A 21,637-nucleotide genomic window follows, 5' to 3' on the forward strand; every position below is an offset into this window, starting at 1 on the left:
GATCGCGATGGAAGAAGGCCTGCGCTTCGCCATCCGTGAAGGCGGCCGTACCGTGGGTTCGGGCGTCGTGGCAAAGATCCTCGACATCTAAGCCGAGCGAAAAGAGTACCGGAGGGGTATAGCTCAATTGGCAGAGCGTCGGTCTCCAAAACCGAAGGTTGTAGGTTCGATTCCTACTGCCCCTGCCACCTAGGTGGCACTCCGAAAAAAGCCCATCGCGACCCGATGGGCTTCGGCGTCTCAAGAGGCGCATTGAATTGAAGGTCGAAAGACCACAGGAAATCAGCCGAATATGGCCACTTCTCAAATCGAAACCGTGAGCACGGGCGCCGACAAGGCCAAATTGGCCGCGGCCGTGGTGCTGGCGGTGGGCGCCATCGTGGCGTTCTACCTGCTGTCGCGCCAAGGCTCGCTGGTGCAATGGGCTGCGTTGCTGGTCGGCCTGGCCGCGGCCGTGGGTGCCTTCGGTAGTTCGGAGAATGGCCGTCAGTTGTGGGCCTTTGGCCGCGACTCGTGGCGCGAGGTCAAGAAGGTCGTCTGGCCGACCCGCAAGGAAGCAATGCAGATGACGGCCTATGTGTTCGCCTTCGTGGCGATCATGTCCGTCTTCCTCTGGCTCACCGACAAGACGCTCGAATGGGTGTTTTTCGACCTCATTCTGGGCTGGAGAAAATAAATGACTGACGACGCAGTTGAAACCACGCCGAGCGCACCAGAGGAAGAAAACACCTCCGTGCTGGCTCCCGCCGCCAACCCCGATCTGCGTTGGTACGTGGTGCATGCCTATTCGGGCATGGAGAAGGCTGTCGAGCGCAACATCACCGAGCGCATCAATCGCGCTGGCATGCAGGACAAGTTCGGTCGCATCCTGGTTCCGACCGAAGAAGTGGTCGAGATCAAGAACGGCCAGAAGCGCACCACCGAGCGTCGCTTCTTCCCCGGTTACGTGCTGGTCGAAATGATCATGGACGACGAGAGCTGGCACTTGGTGAAGCACACCAACAAGGTGACCGGTTTCGTGGGTGGCGCCAAGAACCGCCCGGCCCCGATCTCGCAAAAAGAGGTTGAGGACATCGTCAGCCAGATGCAGCAGGGCACCGAGAAGCCCCGCCACAAGGTCGAGTTCACAGTGGGTGAATTCGTGCGCGTCAAGGAGGGCCCCTTCACCGACTTCAATGGCACGGTGGAAGACGTCAACTACGAGAAGAGCAAGGTCAGCGTGTCGGTCATGATTTTCGGCCGCTCGACGCCCGTCGAACTCGAATTCAGCCAGGTCGAGAAGACCTGAGCCCCGGGCCACGAGGCCTGAACCATTTTCGGCTGTGCGCTATCCGACTCGGTGCGCGGCCTTGAGCAGAAGAGTCGTTTAACCCCGGGGAGCCCAGGCGAAAGCCGAGGCGATATCACCCGCAAGGAGCAAAAAATGGCGAAAAAAATCGTCGGCTTCGTCAAGCTGCAAGTGCCAGCTGGTAAGGCCAACCCATCACCACCGATCGGTCCCGCGCTGGGCCAACGTGGTCTGAACATCATGGAGTTCTGCAAGGCGTTCAATGCGCAGACGCAGAGCTACGAGCCGGGTCTGGCGCTGCCGGTGGTCATCACCGCCTTCGCCGACAAGAGCTTCACCTTCATCATCAAGTCGCCGCCCGCCGGCGTGCTGATCAAGAAGGCGATCAAGCTGGACAAGGGTTCGGCTCGTCCGCACCTGGACAAGGTCGGCAAGATCACGCGCGCTCAGCTCGAAGAAATCGCCAAGACCAAGATGAAGGACCTGACGGCCGCCGACATGGACGCCGCAGTTCGCACCATTGCCGGTACTGCCCGCTCGATGGGCGTGAATGTGGAGGGCGTGTAAATGTCCAAGATCACCAAGAAGCAAAAAGCGCTCGAAGGCAAGGTCGACAGCAACAAGCTGTACCCGCTGGCTGACGCAATCGGCATCGTCAAGGAAGCCGCCACCGCCAAGTTCGACGAATCGATCGACGTGGCCGTGCAACTGGGCATCGACGCGAAGAAGTCGGATCAGGTCGTTCGTGGCGCCGTCGTGCTGCCCAACGGCACCGGCAAGACCAAGCGCGTGGCCGTGTTCGCCCAGGGCGCCAAGGCTGAAGAAGCCAAGGCCGCCGGCGCCGACATCGTCGGCATGGACGACCTCGCTGCCATGGTCAAGGCTGGCGACATGCCTTTCGACGTCGTGATCGCTGCCCCCGATGCCATGCGCGTCGTCGGTACGCTCGGTCAGATCCTCGGCCCGCGCGGCCTGATGCCCAACCCCAAGGTTGGCACCGTGACCCCGGACGTCGCCACGGCCGTGAAGAACGCCAAGGCCGGCCAGGTTCAGTTCCGCGTCGACAAGGCCGGCATCGTGCACGGCACGATTGGCCGTCGCTCGTTCGACAACGACAAGCTGCAGGGCAACCTCGCCGCGCTGATCGACGCTCTGGTCAAGGCCAAGCCGGCGACCAGCAAGGGCGTGTACCTGCGCAAGGTGGCTGTGTCGTCGACCATGGGTCTGGGTGTCCGCGTGGACACGCAAACCATCTCGGCGAGCTAAAGAGATTTGCCCTGCCCGAAAGGGTAGGGCGGATGTGGTGGGTCGCGGCAGCTTCGGTTGCCGCGAGCCATCCAAGACCGCTGGTGTGCAGGGCGCTGCACTTAATGGCCGGATCGATCTTTCCGGTATCCAGCGCAGATGGCGATCCCACTGCAAGGAATTTGATTTTTGTTCCTGACAGTTGGTCGCTGCATGAAGCGCGATCCGAGGCCCCGGCCGAAGGTCGCATTAAAAGGAGTAGACCTTGAGTCTGAATCGCAGTGAGAAAGAAGCGGTCATCAGTGATGTGACCAGCCTCGCCGCTAAAGCTCAAACGCTCGTGATGGCGGAATACCGTGGCATCACGGTTGCCGATATGACCAAACTGCGCAGCGAAGCTCGCAGCAAGGGTGTGACCCTCAGCGTGTTGAAGAACACGCTGGCACGCCGTGCTGTCGCTGGTAGCGCATTCGAAGTCGTCGGTGACCAGATGACCGGTCCGCTGATCTACGGCTTTTCCGAAGACGCAGTGGCCGCCGCCAAGGTGGTGGCCGACTTCGCGAAGACCAACGACAAGTTGGTGATTCGTGGTGGCGCGTTTGGTGGCAAGGCCCTGGACGTCAACGGCGTGAAGCAACTGGCCAACATCCCTTCCAAGGAAGTGCTGCTGTCGCAATTGCTGGGCTTGATGCAATCCCCCGTTTCCCGCACGGCACGCGTTCTCGCGGCGCTGGCTGCGAAGCGTGGCGAAGGCGAAGCTGCACCCGTCGCCGATGCACCGGCAGAAGCGCAGGCTGCTTAAAGCCTTGCGTTTGAAATATTCAACCCAATTGTTAGGAAACAAAAATGGCATTCGATAAAGACGCATTTCTGACCGCGCTCGACAGCATGACGGTCCTGGAACTCAACGACCTGGTGAAAGCCATCGAAGAGAAGTTCGGCGTGAGCGCCGCAGCAATGGCCGCCCCGGCCGGCGCTGGTGGCGGTGCTGCTGCTGCCGTGGCTGAAGAACAGACCGAATTCAACGTCGTGCTGGCCGATGTCGGCGCGAACAAGGTGTCGGTCATCAAGGCTGTGCGCGAAATCACCGGCCTGGGCCTCAAGGAAGCCAAGGACCTGGTGGAAGCCGCTCCCAAGGCTATCAAGGAAGCCCTGTCCAAGGCTGACGCTGAAGCCGCCAAGAAGAAGCTGGAAGAAGCCGGCGCCAAGGTGGAACTGAAGTAATTCAGACCCCCTAGAGGGCTGGAGGCGCCTGAAAAGGCCCTCCAGCCTTTGCCGCTTTCAGAGCGCACCCGAAAGACGCGATCCCGATGCGTTTTTCGAGTGTCTTCTGACCCCGACTGCAGAAGACCCCTTGGTTCGGGCGATGTGCAACGCATCGCTGTCCGCCAACGGCTGGTAGTGGCCAGCCGCCAAGCAGTGGTGCCGTTCGCCCGGCATTGCTGACAAGTCGCTGAAGATCTCAAGCTCCGGAGCTCTCATGGCCCAATCGTCCGCGTACAGTTACACCGAACGCAAGCGCATCCGAAAAAGTTTCGGTAACCGCGACAGCGTCGTCGAAATCCCCTACCTGCTGCAGATGCAGAAAGACGCGTACACCGCGTTCCTGCAAGCCGGCATCGCCCCCAAACAACGCACCGTCGAAGGCCTGCAGGCCGCGTTCGACGCCGCGTTCCCGATCGTCTCGCACAACGGTTTCGTCGAGATGAAGTTCCTCGAGTACAACCTCGCGAAGCCGGCCTTCGACGTGCGTGAGTGCCAGACCCGCGGTCTGACCTTCGCCTCGGCCGTGCGCGCCAAGGTCCAGCTCATCATCTATGACCGCGAGTCGTCGACGTCGCAGTCGAAGGTGGTCAAGGAAGTGAAGGAACAAGAGGTCTACATGGGCGAAGTGCCGCTCATGACCGAGAAGGGTTCGTTCATCATCAACGGCACCGAGCGCGTGATCGTGTCCCAGCTGCACCGTTCGCCCGGCGTGTTCTTCGAACACGACAAGGGCAAGACGCACAGCTCGGGCAAGCTCCTGTTCTCGGCCCGCGTGATTCCTTACCGCGGCTCGTGGCTCGACTTCGAGTTCGACCCGAAGGACATGCTGTACTTCCGCGTGGACCGTCGCCGCAAGATGCCGGTCACGATCCTGCTGAAGGCCATCGGCCTGAATCCGGAATCGATCCTCGCGAACTTCTTCGTGAACGACAACTTCCGCCTGATGGACAGCGGCGCGCAAATGGAGTTCGTCTCCGAGCGCCTGCGCGGCGAAGTCGCGCGCTTCGACATCACCGACAAGTCGGGCAAGGTCGTGGTCGCCAAGGACAAGCGCGTCACCGCGCGCCACACGCGCGAACTGGAACAGTCGAACACCACGCACATCAGCGTGCCGGAAGACTTCCTGGTCGGCCGCGTCATCGCCCGCAACATCGTGGACGCCGACTCGGGTGAAATCCTGGCCAAGGCCAACGACGAGCTGACCGAAGCGCTGCTGAAAAAGCTGCGCACGGCCGGCGTGCAGGACATCCAGGTCATCTACACGAACGAACTGGACCAGGGCGCGTACATCTCGCAAACGCTGCGCATCGACGAAACCGTCGACGAATTCGCAGCGCGCGTGGCCATCTACCGCATGATGCGCCCCGGCGAGCCGCCGACGGAAGACGCGGTGCAGGCTCTCTTCCAGCGCCTGTTCTACAACCCGGACACGTACGACCTGTCGCGCGTGGGCCGCATGAAGTTCAACGCCAAGGTCGGCCGCGACGAATCGACCGGCCCGATGGTGCTGACCAACGAAGACATCCTGGCCGTGGTCAAGATCCTCGTTGACCTGCGCAACGGCAACGGCGAAGTCGATGACATCGACCACCTGGGCAACCGCCGCGTGCGTTGCGTCGGCGAACTGGCCGAAAACCAGTACCGCACCGGCCTGGCCCGTATCGAGAAAGCCGTGAAGGAACGTCTGGGTCAGGCCGAGCAAGAGCCGCTGATGCCGCACGACCTGATCAACAGCAAGCCGATCTCGGCCGCGCTGAAGGAGTTCTTCGGTGCGTCGCAGCTGTCGCAGTTCATGGACCAGACGAACCCGCTGTCCGAAATCACCCACAAGCGCCGCGTGTCGGCCCTTGGCCCGGGTGGTCTGACGCGTGAACGTGCAGGCTTCGAAGTGCGCGACGTGCACGTGACCCACTACGGTCGCGTGTGCCCGATCGAAACGCCCGAAGGCCCGAACATCGGCCTGATCAACTCGCTGGCCCTGTACGCCCGCCTGAACGAATACGGCTTCATCGAGACGCCGTACCGTCGCGTGGTCGACAGCAAGGTCACCAACGACATCGACTACCTCTCGGCCATCGAAGAAGGCAAGTACGTCATCGCCCAGGCCAATGCGGCCCTGGACAAGGACGGCAAGCTGACCGGCGACCTGGTCTCGGCGCGTGAAGCCGGCGAATCGATCCTGGTCGGTGCCGAACGCATCCAGTACATGGACGTGTCGCCCGCGCAGATCGTGTCGGTGGCTGCCTCGCTCGTGCCGTTCCTGGAGCACGACGATGCGAACCGCGCGCTGATGGGCGCCAACATGCAGCGTCAGGCCGTGCCCGTGCTGCGCCCCGAAAAGCCGATGGTCGGTACCGGTATCGAGCGCGTTTCCGCGGTCGACTCGGGCACCGTGGTCACGGCTTCGCGCGGCGGTATCGTCGACTACGTCGATGCGACCCGTGTCGTGGTGCGCGTGAACGACGCCGAAGCGGCGGCCGGTGAAGTCGGTGTGGACATCTACAACCTGATCAAGTATCAGCGTTCGAACCAGAACACCAACATCCACCAGCGTCCGATCGTCAAGCGCGGCGACAAGATCGCCAAGGGCGACGTGATCGCCGACGGCGCATCGACCGACCTGGGTGAGCTGGCCCTCGGCCAGAACATGCTGATCGCGTTCATGCCCTGGAACGGCTACAACTTCGAAGACTCGATCCTGATCTCCGAACGCGTCGTTGCCGAAGACCGCTACACCTCGATCCACATCGAGGAACTGGTGGTGATGGCTCGCGACACGAAGCTGGGCGCAGAAGAAATCACGCGCGACATCCCGAACCTGGCCGAGCAGCAGCTCAACCGCCTGGACGAATCCGGCATCATTTATGTCGGTGCCGAAGTGCAACCGGGCGACACGCTGGTGGGCAAGGTCACGCCGAAGGGCGAGACCACGCTCACGCCTGAAGAGAAGCTGCTTCGCGCCATCTTCGGCGAGAAGGCTTCCGACGTGAAGGACACCTCGCTGCGTGTGGACCAGGGCTCGCAAGGCACCGTGATCGACGTGCAGGTGTTCACCCGCGAAGGCATCACGCGCGACAAGCGCGCCCAGCAGATCATCGACGATGAACTCAAGCGCTTCCGCCTTGACTTGAACGACCAGCTTCGCATCGTCGAAGCCGACGCGTTCGACCGGATCGAGAAGCTGCTGACCGGCAAGGTTGCCAACGGCGGCCCGAACAAGCTGGCCAAGGGCACCAAGCTCGACAAGGCCTACCTGTCGTCGGTCGAGAAGTTCCATTGGTTCGACATCCGCCCGGCGGAAGACGAAGTGGCCACGCAGCTCGAGTCGATCAAGAACTCGCTGGAGCAGACGCGCCACAGCTTCGACCTCGCGTTCGAAGAAAAGCGCAAGAAGCTCACGCAAGGCGACGAGCTGCCCGCGGGCGTGCTCAAGATGGTCAAGGTCTACCTGGCCGTCAAGCGCCGCCTGCAACCCGGCGACAAGATGGCCGGCCGTCACGGCAACAAGGGTGTGGTGTCCAAGATCGTTCCGGTCGAAGACATGCCCCACATGGCCGACGGCACGCCGTGCGACATCTGCCTGAACCCGCTGGGCGTGCCTTCGCGGATGAACGTGGGCCAGGTGCTCGAAGTGCATCTGGGCTGGGCCGGCAAGGGCATCGGCCAGCGCATCGGCGACCTGCTGCAGCAAGAGGCCAAGGTGACCGAAGTGCGCAAGTTCATGGAGCAGCTGTACAACGGCTCGGGCCGTCCGGAAGACCTCGCGCAACTGAGCGACACCGACGTGCTTGCCATGGCGGCCAACCTGCAAAGCGGCGCGACATTTGCCACGCCGGTGTTCGACGGCGCCTCGGAAGAAGAAATCCGCGGCATGCTGAAGCTCGCCTATCCGGACGACATCGCCAAGCTCAAGGGCCTGACCGATACGCGCACGCAGGCGTACCTGTACGACGGCCGCACCGGCGACCAGTTCGAGCGTCCCGTCACCGTCGGCTACATGCACTTCCTGAAGCTGCATCACCTGGTCGACGACAAGATGCACGCCCGTTCGACCGGTCCGTACTCGCTCGTCACCCAGCAACCGCTGGGCGGCAAGGCGCAGTTCGGCGGCCAGCGTTTCGGGGAAATGGAAGTGTGGGCGCTGGAAGCTTACGGCGCCGCCTACGTCCTGCAGGAAATGCTGACCGTGAAGTCCGACGACGTGCAAGGCCGTACCAAGGTGTACGAAAGCATCGTCAAGGGCGAACACTCGATCGAAGCCGGCATGCCGGAATCGTTCAACGTGCTGGTCAAGGAAATTCGTTCGCTGGGGCTCGACATCGAGCTCGAGCGTTCTTAATTTGAAAAGGGAAAGAGTCTTATGAAATCGCTACTCGACCTGTTCAAGCAATTCACGCCCGATGAGCATTTCGATGCCATCAAGATCGGCATGGCTTCGCCCGAGAAGATCCGTTCGTGGTCTTTCGGTGAAGTGAAGAAGCCCGAGACGATCAACTACCGCACGTTCAAGCCCGAGCGCGACGGTCTCTTCTGCGCCAAGATCTTCGGCCCCATCAAGGACTACGAGTGCCTGTGCGGCAAGTACAAGCGCCTGAAGCACCGCGGCGTGATCTGCGAGAAGTGCGGCGTTGAAGTCACGCAGACCAAGGTGCGTCGCGAGCGCATGGGTCACATCGACCTGGCCGCGCCCTGCGCCCACATCTGGTTCCTGAAGTCGCTGCCGTCGCGTCTGGGCCTCGTGCTCGATATGACGCTGCGCGACATCGAACGCGTGCTGTACTTCGAAGCCTACGTGATCACCGACCCCGGCATGACCCCGCTGAAGAAGTTCGGCATCATGTCCGAGGACGACTATGACGCCAAGCGCAAGGAATACGGTGACGAATTCGTCGCCAAGATGGGCGCCGAAGGCATCAAGGACCTGCTGGAAGGCATCGAGCTCGACAGCGAGATCGAACGCCTGCGCGGTGACCTGACCGGCTCCGAAGTCAAGGTCAAGAAGAACTCCAAGCGCCTGAAGGTTCTGGAAGCCTTCCGCAAGTCGGGCATCAAGCCCGAGTGGATGGTGCTCGACGTTCTGCCCGTGCTGCCGCCGGACCTGCGTCCGCTGGTGCCGCTGGACGGCGGCCGCTTCGCGACCTCCGACCTGAACGACCTGTATCGCCGCGTCATCAACCGCAATTCGCGTCTGCGCCGCCTGCTGGAGCTGAAGGCCCCGGAAATCATCGCGCGCAACGAAAAGCGGATGCTGCAAGAAGCGGTCGACTCGCTGCTGGACAACGGCCGTCGCGGCAAGGCCATGACGGGCGCCAACAAGCGCGCGCTGAAGTCGCTGGCCGACATGATCAAGGGCAAGAGCGGTCGTTTCCGCCAGAACCTGCTGGGCAAGCGCGTCGACTACTCGGGCCGTTCGGTCATCGTGGTGGGCCCGACGCTCAAGCTGCACCAGTGCGGCCTGCCCAAGCTGATGGCGCTCGAACTCTTCAAGCCCTTCATCTTCTCGCGCCTGGAAGCCATGGGCATCGCGACGACGATCAAGGCTGCCAAGAAGGAAGTCGAATCGGGCACGCCGGTGGTCTGGGACATCCTGGAAGAAGTGATCAAGGAACACCCGGTCATGCTGAACCGTGCGCCTACGCTGCACCGTTTGGGCATCCAGGCGTTCGAGCCGATCCTGATCGAAGGCAAGGCGATCCAGCTGCACCCGCTGGTTTGCGCGGCCTTCAACGCCGACTTCGACGGCGACCAGATGGCCGTTCACGTGCCTCTGTCGGTGGAAGCGCAGATGGAAGCCCGCACGCTGATGCTGGCCTCCAACAACGTGCTGTTCCCGGCTTCGGGCGAACCGTCGATCGTTCCTTCGCAGGACGTGGTGCTGGGTCTGTACTACACGACCCGCGACCGCATCAACGGCAAGGGCGAGGGCCTGATCTTCTCCGACATCGGTGAAGTGCAGCGCGCGCTCGACGCCAACGAAGTCGAGCTCACCGCCAAGGTGGCAGTGCGCATCACGGAATACACCAAGGACAAGGAAACCGGCGTCTTCACGCCGTCGACCTCGCTCGTGGACACCACCGTGGGCCGTGCCCTGCTGTCCGAGATCCTGCCCAAGGGCCTGCCCTTCGCGAACATCAACAAGGCGCTGAAGAAGAAGGAAATCTCCAAGCTCATCAACGTCTCGTTCCGCAAGTGCGGCCTGAAAGAGACCGTGGTGTTCGCCGACAAGCTGCTGCAGAACGGCTTCCGCCTGGCGACCAAGGCCGGTATCTCGATCGCGATCGACGACATGCTGGTGCCCGCCGAGAAGCACGGCATCATCGAGCGCTCGGCCAAGGAAGTGAAGGAGATCGAACAGCAGTACGTCTCCGGTCTCGTGACCTCCGGCGAGCGCTACAACAAGGTGGTGGACATCTGGGGCAAGGCCGGCGACGAAGTGTCGAAGGTCATGATGGCCAAGCTCTCGAAGCAGAAGGTCATCGACCGCCACGGCAAGGAAGTCGAGCAGGAGTCGTTCAACTCCATCTACATGATGGCCGACTCCGGCGCCCGCGGTTCCGCAGCGCAGATTCGCCAGGTGGCCGGCATGCGTGGTCTGATGGCCAAGCCTGACGGCTCGATCATCGAGACGCCCATTACCGCGAACTTCCGCGAAGGCCTGAACGTGCTGGAGTACTTCATCTCCACCCACGGTGCCCGTAAGGGTCTGGCCGACACGGCGCTGAAGACGGCGAACTCGGGTTACCTCACCCGTCGTCTGGTCGACGTGACGCAAGACCTGGTCGTGACCGAGCAGGACTGCGGCACGCACGGCGGCTATCTGATGCGCGCCATCGTCGAAGGCGGTGAAGTGATCGAGTCGCTGCGCGACCGAATCCTCGGCCGCTCGGCTGCGGACGACGTGCTGCACCCGGAAAACCGTTCGGTGCTGCTGAAGGCCGGCGAGATGTTCGACGAAGACAACATCGAAGTCCTGGAAGCCCAGGGCGTCGACGAAGTCAAGGTCCGCACCGCACTGACCTGCGAAACCCGCTTCGGCATCTGCGCGACCTGCTACGGCCGCGACCTGGGTCGCGGCGGCCTGATCAACATCGGCGAAGCCGTCGGTGTGATCGCGGCGCAGTCGATCGGCGAACCCGGCACGCAGCTGACGATGCGTACCTTCCACATCGGTGGTGCCGCTTCTCGTGCGGCCATCGCTTCGAGCGTGGAAGCCAAGTCGAACGGTTCGATCGGCTTCAACGCCACGATGCGCTACGTGACCAACAGCAAGGGCGAGCTGGTCGTGATTTCGCGTTCGGGCGAGATCGTCATTCATGACGAGCACGGCCGTGAGCGCGAACGCCACAAGGTGCCGTACGGTGCGACCCTGGCCGTCAAGGCCGACCAGCAGATCAAGGCCGGCCACGTGCTCGCCAACTGGGATCCGCTGACGCGCCCGATCATCACCGAGTTCGCCGGCAAGACGCAGTTCGAGAACGTCGAGGAAGGCCTCACGGTCGCCAAGCAGGTGGACGAAGTGACCGGCCTGTCGACCCTGGTCGTGATCGATCCGAAGCGCCGCGGCGCTGCCAAGGTCGTGCGCCCGCAGGTCAAGCTCATCGACGCCTCCGGCGCCGAAGTGAAGATCCCGGGCACCGACCACTCGGTGACGATCGGCTTCCCGATCGGGGCGCTGGTGCAGATCCGCGACGGCCAGGACGTGGGCCCTGGCGAAGTGCTGGCGCGTATTCCGGTCGAAGGCCAGAAGACCCGCGACATCACCGGCGGTCTGCCGCGCGTTGCCGAGCTGTTCGAAGCCCGTTCGCCGAAGGACAAGGGCATGCTGGCCGAAATGACCGGTACCGTGTCGTTCGGTAAAGAGACCAAGGGCAAGATCCGCCTGCAGATCACCGATCCGGAAGGCACGGTCTGGGAAGACCTCGTGCCGAAGGAAAAGAACATCCTGGTGCACGAAGGCCAGGTGGTGAACAAGGGCGAGTCGGTGGTCGACGGTCCGGCGGACCCGCAGGACATCCTGCGCCTCCTGGGTTCGGAAGAACTGGCGCGCTACATCGTGGACGAAGTGCAGGACGTGTACCGCTTGCAGGGTGTGAAGATCAACGACAAGCACATCGAGGTGATCGTTCGCCAGATGCTGCGCCGCGTCGTGGTCGACAACATCGGCGAGACCGGCTACATCTCCGGCGAACAGGTCGAACGCAGCGAAATGCTCAACACCAACGACGCCCTGCGCGCCGAAGGCAAGATCCCCGCGACGTTCACGAACCTGCTGCTGGGTATCACGAAGGCATCGCTCTCGACCGACTCGTTCATCTCGGCCGCTTCGTTCCAGGAAACGACGCGCGTGCTGACCGAAGCCGCGATCATGGGCAAGCGCGACGAGCTGCGCGGCCTGAAGGAAAACGTCATCGTCGGCCGCCTGATTCCCGCAGGCACCGGCATGGCCTACCACCAGGCTCGCAAGGTCAAGGACCAGATGGACGAGGCCGAGCGCCGCGCCATCGCCGAATCCGAAGCCGCCGAACTGGCGGGTTCCTCGAGCGATGCGACGAGCACGGTTGACGCCAGCGAAGGCGCCGCGACCGAATAACCGGCTAGCATCACCGGCCATGACCGGTACCCCACGCCCCCCGACCGCCTCCGGTTTGGGGGCGTTTTTCTTTGTGCTTTCCTGATGATGAGGTGTCGTTTCCGATGAGCGTGTTGCCCGAATCGCTGGCCAGCTGGATCGTCATTGCAGTGCTGTTGTTCTGGTTTGTCGGCGCCTACAACCGGCTGGTGCGCCTGCGCGCGGCCGTGCTGCAGTCCTATGCGACGCTCGACGCGGCGTTGGGCAGGCAGCTCGATTTCGTCCAGGCCAGCATCAGCGCCGCGCCACAGACGGGCGAGTCGTCGCAGGAGCTCCTGTCGTCGATCGCGCCGTTGCAGGCGGCCACCACCCAACTGGCCACCTTGCTGGGCGCAACGCGGCTGCATCCGCTCGATGCCGGGGGCATGGCCGCGCTGGGCACGGCGCTGCAGGTGCTGATTTCCGCCTGGCAGCGCCAGCATCCGGATGCGGTGACGGTCTTCGATGCCGACGGGACGCTTTCCCGGCCTGTGGCGGCGCAGCCTGGCGCTGCCGCTGCCGTTGTGGCGGCGCCGAGCACGGCCGAGCCGATCGCCTGGCCCGAACCCTCGGCAGCCGCGGAAATCGCGCGCAGCCAGTTCAATCTGGCGGTGCGGAACTACAACGAGGCAATCGTCCAGTTCCCGGCGCTGCTGGTGGCATGGGCCGTGCGTCTGCGTCCGGCCGCGCCCCTGCGCTAAGAGGCTGACAGGACGTCTTCCCCTTCTTTACATTGCACGGCGTAGTGCCTTTGGCCCGCCCTTTACCATCCGCCCCAACTTGTCCGAACTACCTTCCGATTCCCCCGGCAACGCAGCGCCCTCGCTGCAGCCACCGCTGTGGCGCCAGCTGCAATTGACGGCAGGGGCGCTGGCGTCGATTCGCGCCGGCACCTCGGGCTCCGTCGCTTTCGAGGCGGTCGAGCCCGCGCTGCGGCCCGGCGTGCAGGCGCTCGGCTTCCAGGTGCTGCGCTGGCTCGGCCGCGCCGAGGCGCTGCGCCGCCACCTGGCCAAGCGCACGCCGCCGCCGCTGCCCGACGCCTTGCTTTGCACCGCACTGGGCCTCGCCTGGGACGCCGAACGCGCGCCCTACGAGCCCTTCACGCTGGTTGATCAGGCGGTCGAAGCGGCCAAGCGCAACCCGGCGACCCGGGCGCAGGCCAGCTTCATCAACGCATGCCTGCGCCGGTTTCTCCGGGAGCGCGATGAACTCGTTGCCATCACCGACCAGGAACCGGTCGCGCAATGGAACCATCCGCGCTGGTGGATCGAGAAGCTCAAGCGCGACCATCCCCGCGACTGGCAGCGGATATTGAATGCGGACAACGCCCAGGCACCGATGACCTTGCGCGTCAACGCCCAGCAGTCCACGGCTGCTGCATATCTATCAGAGCTGGAGGCGGCCGGCCTTGCGGCCACGCGCATCGGCACCAGCGGCCTCCAGCTGGGACGCGCGCGGCCGGTACAGCAGCTGCCCGGCTTTGCCGACGGCGCCTGCTCGGTGCAGGACGCGGCCGCGCAAATGGCCGCGCCCCTGCTGCTCGAAGGTCTGCTGCCGGCGAAGCCCGGCGCCGCCCCGCTGCGCCTGCTCGACGCCTGCGCCGCCCCCGGCGGCAAGACCGCGCATCTGCTCGAGTTGGCCGGCCCAGGTGCCGCCGAGGTGATCGCCCTCGAGGTCGACCCCGTCCGCAGCCGCCGGATCGACGAAACCCTGGCCCGCCTCGGCCTGCAGGCCAAGGTGGTGGTGGCCGACGCGGCGCGCCCCGCCGACTGGTGGGACGGCACGCCCTTTGACGCCATCCTGCTCGACGCCCCGTGCACCGCCTCGGGGATCGTGCGCCGCCATCCGGACGTCCGCTGGCTGCGCCGCGAGAGCGACACCGCCCAGTTGGCCGCCCAGCAGGCCGCGCTCCTGGCCGCGCTCTGGCCGCTCGTGCGGCCCGGCGGACGGCTCCTTTACTGCACCTGTTCCGTCTTCCGGGAAGAGGGCTCGCAACAAATTGATGCGTTCCTTGCACACAACACTGACGCGCGATTGCAACCGTCCCCGGGCCATTTGCTGCCCCAAAGCGGGGGGAATGTCCGTGGCGTCCCGGACAATCCCTCAGGTGACCACGACGGCTTCTTCTACGCACTGCTTGAAAAACGCTGAGTCCGCTCGGCCGCGCCGAGCGGTCCTGCTGGCCGTGTTCCTGCTGGCCTGGACACTGTTGCTGGCATGGCTGCCGGCCCCGGCCGCCGCGCAGAGCCGGCCGGGCGCGGCGGTCACCCAGATGCGCCTGGAGCAGGCCGAGGACGGCGTCTACCTGAGCGCTGCCGTGCAGTTCGAACTGCCCTCGCTGGTCGAGGAGGTGCTCGACAAGGGCATCGCCATCTATTTCGTGGCCGAGGCCGAGATGTACCAGGAGCGCTGGTACTGGACCGACCGCAAGGTCGCCCAGGTCACGCGCCACATGCGGCTGGCCTACCAGCCGCTCACACGCCGCTGGCGGCTCAACGTGTCGCCGGTGCCGATCACCGGTGCCGCCGGCTTCGGCATCTCCCTGAACCAGAATTTCGACAGCCTGGGCGATGCGCTCGAAGCCATCAAGCGCATCGGCCGGCTGCGCATGGGCGATGCGGCCGAGATCGGCGACGACCCGCTGCACCAGGTGACGTTCCGCTTCCGCCTCGATACCTCGCAGCTGCCGCGGCCGTTCCAGATTGGCGTGGTCGGTCAGGCCGACTGGAACATCTCGGCCGAACGCACCGCGCGCCTCGCGCTGGAGAAGCAGCGGTGAGCAGCAAGCCGCGCAGCGGCGCAGCGGCCACGCCCGCCGCACGCCGCTCGCGCGCGATGCGCTGGGCCGTGGGTGTCGGCGCGGCCATGGTCACGGCCATCGGCCTGGTGCTGATGTTCCTGCTGGCCCAGGCCACCAACAACCGGGAGCTGTACGAGCGCTACTACGCGCGCCTGTTCGGCATCAACGTCGTGGTGGCGGTGCTGCTCGTGCTGGTGATTGGCTGGGTCGCGTTCCGGCTGCTGCGGCGGCTGCGGCAGGGCAAGTTCGGCAGCCGGCTCCTCATCAAGCTGGCGGCCATCTTCGCGCTGGTGGGCGTGGTGCCGGGGGCGCTGGTCTACGTGGTGTCCTATCAGTTCGTCGCGCGCTCGATCGAGAGCTGGTTCGACGTCAAGGTCGAGGGCGCGCTCGAAGCGGGCCTGAACCTCGGGCGCGCCACGCTCGACTCGCTCACCGACGACCTGGCCACAAAGACCCGTGCCGCGAGCGTGCAGCTGTCGCAGGTCTCCGATGCGAGCGCCGGCCTCGCGCTGGAGCGTATTCGCGACCAGCTCGAGGCGAGCGACGTGGTGCTGTGGACCGGCTCCGGCCAGCTCATCGCCGGCGCGGGCACTTCGCGCTTTCAGCTCAACCCCGAGCGGCCGACCGCACAGCAGTTCCGCCAGGTGCGGCCCGACCGCCCGCTCGCGCACGTCGAGGGGCTGGACGAAAACGTCGTGCCCGGTGCGACGCCGCCCGCCGCTAGCGTGCGCGCGCTCGCCATGGTGCAGCGGCCGGGCTTCGATTTCGACACTGCGCCGCGCTACCTGCAGGTCACGCGACTGTTGCCGCCGGCCGTCGTTGCCAATGCGCTGGCCGTGCAGGAGGCGAACCGCGAATACCAGGAGCGCGCGCTCGCGCGCGAGGGCTTGCGCCGCATGTACATCGGCACGCTCACACTGAGCCTGTTCCTCGCCGTGTTCGGCGCGGTGCTGCTGGCCGTGCTGTTCGGCAATCAGCTTGCGCGCCCGCTGCTCGTGCTGGCCGATGGCGTGCGCCAGGTGGCCGCCGGCGACCTGCGGCCCACCGTCGTGCTGCAGGGCAAGGACGAGCTGGGTGGCCTCACGCGCTCGTTCGCCGTCATGACGCAGCAACTGGCCGACGCCCGCGGCGCGGTCGAGAAGACCATGGGCCAGCTCGACGCGGCTCGCGCCAACCTGCAGACCATCCTGGACAACCTGACCTCGGGCGTGATCGTGCTGGACGCCAAGGGCACGATGCTCTCGACCAACCCGGGCGCCACCCGCGTGCTGCGTTCGCCGTTGGCGGCCTACGAAGGCCAGGCGCTTGTCGACGTGCCGGGCCTGGCCGACTTCGGCGCCAAGGTGCAGCAGCAGTTCGACGAGTTCCAGGTCGAGCGCATGCAGCACGGGCTGGACCACTGGCAGCACGCCTTCGAGCTGCACGCCACCGGCACCGACCTGCCGCAGCAGGACGGTGTGATCAACCTCGTCGCGCGCGGCGCCGAGCTGCCCGGCGCCGCGCGGCTGCTGGTGTTCGACGACATCTCCGAGATCGTCTCGGCCCAGCGCGCGCAGGCCTGGGGCGAGGTGGCGCGGCGCCTGGCGCACGAGATCAAGAACCCGTTGACGCCGATCCAGCTTTCGGCCGAACGCCTCGAGATGAAGCTCTCGGGCAAGGTGGCGGCGCCCGAGCAGGCGATCCTGGTGAAGTCGGTGAAGACCATCGTCGACCAGGTCGATGCGATGAAGCGGCTGGTGAACGAATTCCGCGACTACGCGCGGCTGCCCGCGGCCGACCTGAAGCCGGTCGATCTCAATGCGCTGCTGGCCGACGTGCTGCAGCTCTATCACGCCGAGAACCTGCCGATCGCGCTGCGCTCCGAGCTCGACGTGCGCTGCCCGCCGATTCGCGGCGACGAGCAGCAGATCCGCCAGGTCATTCACAACCTGCTGCAGAACGCGCAGGACGCCGCCGAGGCCGCGGCCAGCAGCACGGGCAGGGCGGGCGAGGTCGTCATTCGCACACGGCTGGGCGATTCGGGCCAGCGCGTGCGCCTCACGGTGCAGGACAGCGGCCCGGGCTTTGCAGAAAATATTCTGAAGCGCGCCTTCGAACCCTACGTCACGACGAAAACAAAAGGTACCGGTTTGGGGCTCGCGGTGGTCAAGAAGATCGCGGATGAGCACGGCGCGCGCATCGAGCTTTCCAACCGTGTTGTCGACGGGGCTGTGGCAGGGGCGCAAGTCTCGCTATCATTCGCGCTGGCAGGCGAGCCGCGGGCAGCGGTCGCTCACACCGAAGACTCGAAGTCTTCCACCGCCTGAGCGCCAACGAAATCCAGCGCGAGGGCGCTGGACAGGCCAGCGGACAAACACATACCAGCGCACACAACAAGCAGCACTCATGGCAAACATTCTCGTGGTCGATGACGAGCTGGGCATCCGGGACCTGCTCTTCGAAATTCTCAATGACGAAGGCCACAACGTGGAACTCGCGGAGAACGCAGCCGAGGCGCGCGCCGCACGCCAACGCGCGCGGCCCGATCTCGTCCTGCTCGACATCTGGATGCCCGACACCGACGGCGTCACGCTGCTCAAGGAGTGGTCCACAGCCGGCCTCCTGAGCATGCCGGTCATCATGATGAGCGGCCACGCCACCATCGACACCGCGGTCGACGCAACGCGCATCGGCGCCTTCGCCTTTCTCGAAAAGCCGATCACGCTGCAGAAGCTGCTCAAGGCCGTGGAGCAGGGGCTCGCACGCGAGAGCGCACGGCGCGCCGCTGCGGGCGTGGTGCCCGCGCCGGTCGGCGGCCATCAGGCAGCAGCGATCACCACGACGGGCGACAGCATGCTGATGGCATCGCTGGCCTCGGTGCCGGTTCCGGATGCAGGTCCGCAATCGACCCAGAGCTTCGACCTTGATCGCCCGCTGCGCGATGCGCGCGACGGATTCGAGAAGGCGTACTTCGAATTTCACCTGGCGATGGAGAACGGCTCGATGACCCGCGTCGCCGAGAAAACCGGCCTGGAGCGCACCCATCTTTATCGCAAGCTCAAACAACTTGGTGTCGATCTTTCAAGAGGGCGCAGAAGCGCTGTATAATCTAGGGCTGCACACAAAGGCCCGGTAGCTCAGTTGGTAGAGCAGCGGATTGAAAATCCGCGTGTCGGTGGTTCGATTCCGCCCCAGGCCACCAAATTCGTAAAGGCGCTACAGCTATCAAAGCTGTAGCGCCTTTTTCGTTGTGTTCCCGCGGCAAGATTTCGGTTCGGATCGTTGCTGCGCCGACATGCCGTCATGGCTGACGTTCTCGCGAACCAGCGGCTCAAGCCACGGACCCCTTGCGCAGGACGATATCGGGCGGCTTCACCGCGAGCGACGCCACCATCGCGAGCAGCGTGTCGCCGAAGCCGCCGCGGGCGCGTGCATCGGTTCTCGCGCTGGTCGTGACGCGCGGGCCGGCGCTCCATGCAATGCGTGCGCCGGAAGCCTGCAGGGCTTCGACCAGGGCCGTGTCCTCGCTGCATGCCAGCGGCTCGAAACCACCGACCCGGCAATACGCTTCGGTCGCCACGCCCAGGTTGGCGCCATGCACATGGCGGTGCCCGTCCGAGGCGACATAGTGGCGCGCGAAGTGCGACTGCAGCCCGCCGCCGTCGACACCGTGCGCGCTCCAGTCGGCCACGTCCACCAGGCCGCAGACCACGTCGGCGTTCTCGGCGAGCTGCTTGACCAGCCAGTCGGGCGAGACGATGGTGTCGGCGTCGGTAAAAGCCAGCCACCGTGCTCCCGCCTCGACGAAAAGCTCGGCGCCCCTGGCGCGCGCGATGCCGACGTTGCGCGCATCGAGCACCAGCAGCGCCACGCCACGTTGCCTCGCGATGGCTTCGGTGGCGTCGCTGCAGCTGTCGAGCACGACCACCACGCCGACGTGTTCGCCCTCCAGCGCCGGATGGGCGGCCGCCCGCAGCACGGCGTCCAGCGCGGCGCCGATGCGCTCGCCTTCGTTGTGCGCGGGAATCACGACGCCGATCACCGGATGCCCTCGCGCTGCGCCACCGATCGGCCATCGCGCGCCCAGACCTGGAGCACGAAGTCGTCCTCCTCGTGCAGGGCCAGGCGCGCCAGGTTCAGGGCGGCCAGTGCGCCGTGCACCTCCCGGGTGGAAAGACTGCGTTGCGCGAAATCGGGCCGCCAGTCGCAGGCCACCAGGATGCCGTCGGCCTCGAGCGTGTCTTCGCAACAGGCGGCCAGCCGGTGCATGTCGTCGCGGTCGAGGAAGTAGCCCAGCTCGCTCAGCACGATGAGATCGAAGCGGCCGGCATCGCGCGGCCAGTCCTGCGGCAACTGGTGGTGTGCAACGCGCACGTTGGCCAGGCCGCTGGTGCGCTTGCGTGCGATGTCCACGGCATGCGCCGAGAAATCGCTCGCCAGGAGATGGTCGCAGCGCTGCGCCAGCGCGAGCGTGAGCTCGCCGATGCCGCAGCCCGGTTCATAGGCTCGCCGGTAGTGCGCCTGCGGCAAGGCGGCCAGCAGCAGTGCGCGCTTGCGCGCCTCGTACCAGCGATGGCGCAGCGCATACGGGTCTTCGCTGGCCGCGTAGAGCGCCTCGAAATACGGCTGCTGGTCATGCGGCATGGTCGCGGCTCACAGGAAGATGACCTCGAACGGGCGCGCCGCGCGCTGGACCGTGGTGGCACGCAGCACCGGACCGGAGCCGGTGGAGGGATCGCGCCGCAACTGGCTGGTGAACGCATTGACGGCCGCGCGCTTGCGCCGCACGGCGTCCTCGTTCAGCGGGAGCCGGAAGGCGTGCGACCAGGGCATGCGCATGTCGCCGGGGCGCGACCAGTGCCATCCCCACACGGGCACTTCCGCCAGCCGGGCGCCGGTGCTCGCGGCCGCCAGCGCGCAGGCCTCGCCCGTCGCCTCATGGTCGGGGTGGCCGTCCTGCCGCCAGGTGGTGAACACCACGTCGCCGGGCCGCAGCAGCGACACCAGCCGGGCTGCGAGCATGGCGCGCAATGCCTTCAGGCCGCCATCGGGCAAGCCCAGCCGGATGGGTTCGATGGCGAGGCCGAGGCACTGCAAGGCCTTGCGGCTTTCCCGCGGCCGGGTTCGCGCGAGCCGTTCGACCGGCCACTGCGTCGAGCCGCGATGGCTGGCGGTGCCGTCGGTGACGGCGATCACTTCGACGTGCCGACCGCATTCGGCCAGTTGCGCCAGCAGGCCGCCGACCGAGAGCACCTCGTCGTCGGGGTGCGGTGCGACGACGACGGCGCGCGCGTGCGCGGGCACCAGTTCGGTCGGCGCAATCGCGGGCAAGCGCGCGAGCCCGGGCCAACTGCTCCATTCGGCTTCGGTGGTGCCATCTCCCCGGATGGCGCGGCGTGCTACAGCGTCCATGACGAGGGCTCCTCTTTGTCGTCCGCCGCGAATTGGCCGAGTGCGGCCAGGTCGCGCTCGGCATGGCTCTGGCGCAGGAACACGGGCAGGTCCGCCATGGCGCGGGCGAAGCGCGGGTCCCGGCACAGCGGGCCGGCGCCCACGGCGCGGCCGGCATGGTGCAGGACTTCGTTGGCGGCCTGCTCGACCGAAAGGCGCGCGCGCAAGGCGATGCGCCGTGCGTTGTCCCGCGGATGCCGGTCGATCCAGGCGGCGGCTTCGCGCAATTGCGCTGCCGCCGCGGTCAGGGCCACGTCGATGGCGCCGAGGTGCGCGAGGCGATGGGCATCCGGTGCCGGCCCGCGCAGCCGATGCACAGCGTGCGCAATGTCGTGCGCGCCGCCGAACCAGCAAGCCGCGATGCCGGCACCGCCTTGCCAGAAACCGGCGCGGTTCACGTAGTCGCCAGGACGGCCGATGGCCGTGGCGTCTGCATGATCGAAGCGGACGTCGACGCTGGCGCTCGCCGCCATGCCGACGGCATGCCAGCCATCGCCGGTCACCTGTATGCCGGGCTGGTCCATCGCGACGACCGCGAGGCACGGCTCGTTCGCTGTGTTCCAGCAGCTCACGACGGCGTGCGTCACCGTCGCCGCGCCCGAGCACCACGCCTTGGTGCCGGTCAGGCGGATTCGACCCCCCTGCGCTGCGTGAAGCGCCAGGCGCGCATCGGGTGGCTCCGCGCACCAGGTGCCCCAGAGCGAACCCGCGGTCGCGAGAGACGCGCGGTCGAGTTCGGCCAGGATGGCCAACGCATCGGTGTGCCCTTCGAACAGCTTGGCGAGCGACAGGTCGTGCGCCGCCACGTCGGCCAGCACGCGCCAGCGCGCCAGGGTCTGGCCGCCGCCGGGCTGCGGAAGAACGTCGATACCGGCATCGACCAGGTGCTTCAGCGCCAACCCGCCACCGTGGCGCAGTTGCAGTTGCCGCAGGGCGTTGCCGGGCGCGGAATCGAACATGGGCGTGCGTGGTTTGGGTTGGGGCTGACGAAGGAAAGAAA

The 21,637-nt window shown here is 65.6% G+C and carries 17 protein-coding genes, 2 tRNA genes and 1 pseudogene; 16 read left to right on the plus strand and 4 right to left on the minus strand.

Annotation, left to right across the window (positions count from 1 at the left end):
- The 16 genes and pseudogenes from J2W23_RS30885 to J2W23_RS30960 form a co-directional block, all read left to right on the plus strand.
- A pseudogene (locus J2W23_RS30885) lies at positions 1-91 on the plus strand (elongation factor Tu); the annotation flags it as partial.
- 21 nt (positions 92-112) lie between these two features.
- Positions 113-188 (plus strand) — tRNA-Trp (locus J2W23_RS30890).
- A gap of 104 nt (positions 189-292) precedes the next feature.
- Positions 293-676, plus strand: coding sequence for a preprotein translocase subunit SecE (secE, locus tag J2W23_RS30895; RefSeq protein WP_007831049.1), 384 nt, complete (start codon positions 293-295; stop codon positions 674-676).
- Positions 677-1,288 carry a transcription termination/antitermination protein NusG gene (gene nusG / locus J2W23_RS30900; protein WP_176659878.1) on the plus strand — a complete coding sequence of 204 codons (612 nt, stop codon included), beginning with the start codon at positions 677-679 and terminating at the stop codon, positions 1,286-1,288.
- Positions 1,289-1,423: 135 nt separating this feature from the next.
- On the plus strand, positions 1,424-1,855 hold the full coding sequence (rplK, locus tag J2W23_RS30905) for a 50S ribosomal protein L11 (RefSeq protein ID WP_013539105.1): 432 nt from the start codon (positions 1,424-1,426) through the stop codon (positions 1,853-1,855).
- Complete coding sequence (gene rplA, locus J2W23_RS30910; protein WP_176659879.1) at positions 1,856-2,554, plus strand: 50S ribosomal protein L1; 699 nt, start codon at positions 1,856-1,858, stop codon at positions 2,552-2,554. It abuts the gene before it with no gap.
- A 244-nt stretch (positions 2,555-2,798) separates the two neighbouring features.
- On the plus strand, positions 2,799-3,335 hold the full coding sequence (gene rplJ / locus J2W23_RS30915; protein WP_176659880.1) for a 50S ribosomal protein L10: 537 nt from the start codon (positions 2,799-2,801) through the stop codon (positions 3,333-3,335).
- Between the two features lie 44 nt (positions 3,336-3,379).
- Complete coding sequence (gene rplL, locus J2W23_RS30920; RefSeq protein ID WP_176659881.1) at positions 3,380-3,757, plus strand: 50S ribosomal protein L7/L12; 378 nt, start codon at positions 3,380-3,382, stop codon at positions 3,755-3,757.
- A gap of 256 nt (positions 3,758-4,013) precedes the next feature.
- A complete protein-coding gene (gene rpoB, locus J2W23_RS30925; RefSeq protein WP_307651440.1) occupies positions 4,014-8,138 on the plus strand; it encodes a DNA-directed RNA polymerase subunit beta in 4,125 nt (1,374 codons plus the stop codon).
- A 21-nt stretch (positions 8,139-8,159) separates the two neighbouring features.
- Entirely contained in the window at positions 8,160-12,389 is a 4,230-nt protein-coding gene (rpoC, locus tag J2W23_RS30930) for a DNA-directed RNA polymerase subunit beta' (protein ID WP_307651442.1), read from the plus strand.
- 104 nt (positions 12,390-12,493) lie between these two features.
- Entirely contained in the window at positions 12,494-13,108 is a 615-nt protein-coding gene (locus J2W23_RS30935) for a lema family protein (RefSeq protein WP_176659884.1), read from the plus strand.
- A 79-nt stretch (positions 13,109-13,187) separates the two neighbouring features.
- Positions 13,188-14,558, plus strand: coding sequence for a 16S rRNA (cytosine(967)-C(5))-methyltransferase RsmB (gene rsmB, locus J2W23_RS30940; RefSeq protein ID WP_373424009.1), 1,371 nt, complete (start codon positions 13,188-13,190; stop codon positions 14,556-14,558).
- 34 nt (positions 14,559-14,592) lie between these two features.
- On the plus strand, positions 14,593-15,186 hold the full coding sequence (locus J2W23_RS30945; RefSeq protein ID WP_176659885.1) for a DUF4390 domain-containing protein: 594 nt from the start codon (positions 14,593-14,595) through the stop codon (positions 15,184-15,186).
- Positions 15,183-17,513, plus strand: a complete 2,331-nt coding sequence (locus J2W23_RS30950; RefSeq protein WP_307651443.1) for a sensor histidine kinase — start codon at positions 15,183-15,185, stop codon at positions 17,511-17,513. The genes J2W23_RS30945 and J2W23_RS30950 overlap by 4 nt, the downstream gene beginning before the upstream one ends.
- A gap of 79 nt (positions 17,514-17,592) precedes the next feature.
- Entirely contained in the window at positions 17,593-18,294 is a 702-nt protein-coding gene (locus J2W23_RS30955) for a response regulator (protein ID WP_013539115.1), read from the plus strand.
- Positions 18,295-18,312: 18 nt separating this feature from the next.
- Positions 18,313-18,388: transfer RNA gene (locus J2W23_RS30960), tRNA-Phe, on the plus strand.
- Positions 18,389-18,517: 129 nt separating this feature from the next.
- Here the strand turns inward: J2W23_RS30960 and J2W23_RS30965 are convergent.
- The 4 genes from J2W23_RS30965 to J2W23_RS30980 are packed head-to-tail and all read right to left on the minus strand — an operon-like array spanning position 18,518 to position 21,596.
- Positions 18,518-19,228 carry a glycosyltransferase gene (locus J2W23_RS30965; RefSeq protein WP_307651444.1) on the minus strand — a complete coding sequence of 237 codons (711 nt, stop codon included), beginning with the start codon at positions 19,226-19,228 and terminating at the stop codon, positions 18,518-18,520.
- Positions 19,225-19,830: a class I SAM-dependent methyltransferase gene (locus J2W23_RS30970; RefSeq protein WP_307651445.1), complete on the minus strand. Its 606-nt coding sequence runs from the start codon at positions 19,828-19,830 to the stop codon at positions 19,225-19,227. The genes J2W23_RS30965 and J2W23_RS30970 overlap by 4 nt, the downstream gene beginning before the upstream one ends.
- A gap of 9 nt (positions 19,831-19,839) precedes the next feature.
- Positions 19,840-20,598 carry a PIG-L deacetylase family protein gene (locus J2W23_RS30975; protein ID WP_307651446.1) on the minus strand — a complete coding sequence of 253 codons (759 nt, stop codon included), beginning with the start codon at positions 20,596-20,598 and terminating at the stop codon, positions 19,840-19,842.
- Positions 20,586-21,596, minus strand: coding sequence for an acyl-CoA dehydrogenase (locus J2W23_RS30980; RefSeq protein WP_307651447.1), 1,011 nt, complete (start codon positions 21,594-21,596; stop codon positions 20,586-20,588). The genes J2W23_RS30975 and J2W23_RS30980 overlap by 13 nt, the downstream gene beginning before the upstream one ends.
- Between the last annotated feature and the right edge of the window lie 41 nt (positions 21,597-21,637).

It is taken from the genome of Variovorax boronicumulans, assembly GCF_030812215.1.
Lineage (GTDB): Bacteria > Pseudomonadota > Gammaproteobacteria > Burkholderiales > Burkholderiaceae_C > Variovorax > Variovorax boronicumulans_C.